This is a genomic window from Nitrococcus sp., from assembly GCF_059432795.1.
In genome coordinates, this window is sequence record NZ_JBXWZQ010000141.1 from 1 (window position 1) to 2,847 (window position 2,847).

General features: G+C 63.7%; 2 protein-coding genes, 1 tRNA gene and 2 pseudogenes. 2 read left to right on the forward strand and 3 right to left on the reverse strand.

Annotated features, from left to right (window positions below; all coding sequences use genetic code 11):
- Positions 1-316: 316 nt before the first annotated feature.
- A pseudogene (locus AC52Q4_RS10380) lies at positions 317-466 on the forward strand (helix-turn-helix domain-containing protein); the annotation flags it as partial.
- Between the two features lie 77 nt (positions 467-543).
- Positions 544-1,659 carry a tyrosine-type recombinase/integrase gene (locus AC52Q4_RS10385; protein WP_495536728.1) on the forward strand — a complete coding sequence of 372 codons (1,116 nt, stop codon included), beginning with the start codon at positions 544-546 and terminating at the stop codon, positions 1,657-1,659.
- 4 nt (positions 1,660-1,663) lie between these two features.
- Here AC52Q4_RS10385 and AC52Q4_RS10390 read toward each other — a convergent pair.
- From AC52Q4_RS10390 to carB, 3 genes and pseudogenes are all read right to left on the reverse strand, one after another.
- Positions 1,664-1,738, reverse strand: a tRNA-Val gene (locus AC52Q4_RS10390).
- Between the two features lie 64 nt (positions 1,739-1,802).
- Positions 1,803-2,282, reverse strand: a complete 480-nt coding sequence (greA, locus tag AC52Q4_RS10395) for a transcription elongation factor GreA (RefSeq protein ID WP_495536729.1) — start codon at positions 2,280-2,282, stop codon at positions 1,803-1,805.
- Positions 2,272-2,847, reverse strand: a pseudogene (carB, locus tag AC52Q4_RS10400) (carbamoyl-phosphate synthase large subunit); the annotation flags it as partial. The pseudogene carB and the gene greA, both read right to left, overlap by 11 nt.

Sequence of the window (2,847 nt, forward strand, 5' to 3'; positions counted from 1 at the left end):
TCAGCTCGACCGCAGCGGTTGGGCGATCAGCAGCGCGATGATTAAACATTGGCTGGTCGGTCAGATTCAAGCCGCGGAGCAGAGTCGCGAGAGCGCCTGAAGCCACCGGCCAGGGACGGCCCCAACCGCAACCCAACCGGAGCACACCCGATGAACACCAAACCCAACAACCCGTGGGCCAGCGACGCATCCAGACCGTCACCCGCCCGACTGCCGATTGCGATCTGTTGCAACGGATCGCGTAAGAAGGAAACCCGAAGCCGCGTGATCGAGCTGACACGGTGCGAATTCACACCGCCACATTGGAGATCGAAGCATGTCGCGGCAGCTGCTGACATTCAATGACGCAGGAGAGCGGCTCAGCTGCTCCGCCCGCAGCGTGCGCCGCCTAGTCGATTCCGGCCGGTTGGCGGTGGTCTACCCCCGCCCTCGATGCCCACGCATACCCGCCGCCGAACTGGAGCGGTTCATTGCCGAGCTTATGCCGGATCGGCATACTGAACCCTGCGCGGGGCAGGCAACGCCAGGACCGAGGAACAGGCAATGCCGAAGAAGCGCAAGACCGACCGGGACGGCCTCTATCGCCGCCCGGATTCATCCACCTGGTGGGCGAGCTGGGCCGACGCAAGCGGCCGGCGAACTCGCCGATCTACTGGAACTGCCGACCGCAAGGAAGCCGAGGCGACGTTGAGCCGTTGGAGGGTCGAGGCACGGAAGGCCCGGCTCTGGGACGAACAACCGAGCAGGAGCTTTGACGAACTGATGCTGGAATACCTGCGCGGGCCGGGAGCCGAGAAACGCAGCGCTGAACGCGACCACTGGAGCGCCCGCCGGCTGTACGCTTGGTTTTCGGGCGTGGCGCTGGAGCGTATCGGACCCGCCGAGGTTTCGGGTTACATCGCCAGTCGCCGCGAGGCTGGATCACAACCCGGAACCATCAACCGGGAGCTGTCGCTATTCGGCGCCGCGATACGCTGGGCACGCAAAGGCCTGGGCTGGCAGATCGACAACCCGGTCAGTGGCAGGATGCTACGGGAGCCACCAGGGCGGACCCACTGGCTGACACGCGAGCAGGCCGAGGCACTGGTTGCCGCCGCACGGCGGACGTATCAGGCCCTGCATCTGGCCGACTTCATCCGGATGGCGATCCATACCGGCATGCGGTCCGGCGAGCTGCTGCAACTGGAATGGAAGCGCGTGGACCTCCAGCAGGGCATCATCCGGCTGGAAGCCCACCACACCAAGACCACCAAAGCGAGGAGCGTACCCATGAATCAGGAAGCACGCGCCGCCATGCTATCACGCGCCCGGTTCCGGGCGGAACACTGCCCCGGTTCGCCCTGGGTGTTCTGCCGCAAGGACGGAACCCGGATAGCGAGCATCAAGAAAGGGTTTCGGCTGGCATGTGATCGGGCCGGACTGGAAGGAATCACCCCGCACGACTTGCGGCACACTTGCGCCGCATGGCTGGTCAGTGCGGGCGTACCGCTGCCCGAGATTCGCGATTTTCTGGGTCATTCAACGGTCAGGATGACCGAGCGGTACGCGCATCTAGCGCCCGAGAATCTGACCGCCGCAGTGCAGCGGATAGAACAGGGATCGTCACGATTTGGTCACGGTGAGAAACAAACCCCGCCGGAGCGGGGTGTAAGTGCTTGAATTCTGGTGGGCGGTGCTGGGATCGAACCAGCGACCCCTGCCGTGTGAAGGCAGTGCTCTCCCGCTGAGCTAACCGCCCGAAGGGTTGCAGAAATGATAGTGAGCGCGGCGGCAGGCGTCAACTGCCGCGTGTACAACCGGGCTCATAGATACAGAACCTCGACGATTTCGAAGTTCTTGGTGCCGCCGGGGGCCTGGACCTGTACTTCATCGCCTTCTTCCTTGCCGATCAGGGCACGGGCGATGGGTGAATTGACGGAAATGCGGCCCGCCTTGATGTCGGCTTCGTCTTCGCCGACGATCTGATAGCGCGCTTCCGCTCCGCTGTCGACATCGGTCAACTCGACCGTGACACCGAACACGATCTTGCCGGAGCGAGGCAGTTGGGCGACATCGATGATCTGGGCGTGCGACAGCTTGTGCTCGATTTCGTTGATCCGGCCCTCGATGAAGCTCTGCTGTTCGCGCGCGGCATGATACTCGGCGTTTTCCTTGAGGTCGCCATGGGAGCGTGCCTCGGAGATCGCCGCGATTACCCTCGGGCGTGCGTCGCTCTTGAGTTCCTTGAGTTCGGCGCGGAGCCTCTCGGCTCCCGCGATGGTCATCGGGACTTTAGTCGTCATGGTGCAGCTCTCTGTGTAAATCCTGTAAACGGTAGACATGCTCGCCGATGGCGCCCAGCGCCTGGGCGGTCGCTTTGGCGCCGGCGAGGGTGGTGGTGTAACTGATCTTGCGGATCAGCGCTTCGCGACGGATCGCGTAGGAATCGGCGATCGCTTGAGGGCCTTCGGTGGTATTGATGATCAGGCTGATATCGCCGTTCTTGATCCGGTCGACGATATTGGGGCGTGCTTCGTTGACCTTGTTGACCGGCTCGCAGGCGATGCCGCGCGCGCTGAGCGTGGCGGCCGTGCCTTGCGTGGCGACGAGGCTCAAGCCCTGTTGTACCAGCGTGGCGGCGATCTCGATGATGGCTGGCTTGTCGGCGTCGCGGACGCTGACGAAGGCGATCCCCCGAACGGGCAGTGGATTGCCGGCCGCCAGCTGGGATTTGGCGAAGGCTTCGCCGAAGCTGCGGCCCACGCCCATGACCTCGCCGGTGGATTTCATCTCCGGACCCAGCAGTGGATCGACGCCGGGGAACTTGACGAACGGGAATACCGATTCCTTGATGGAGAAGTAGGGCGG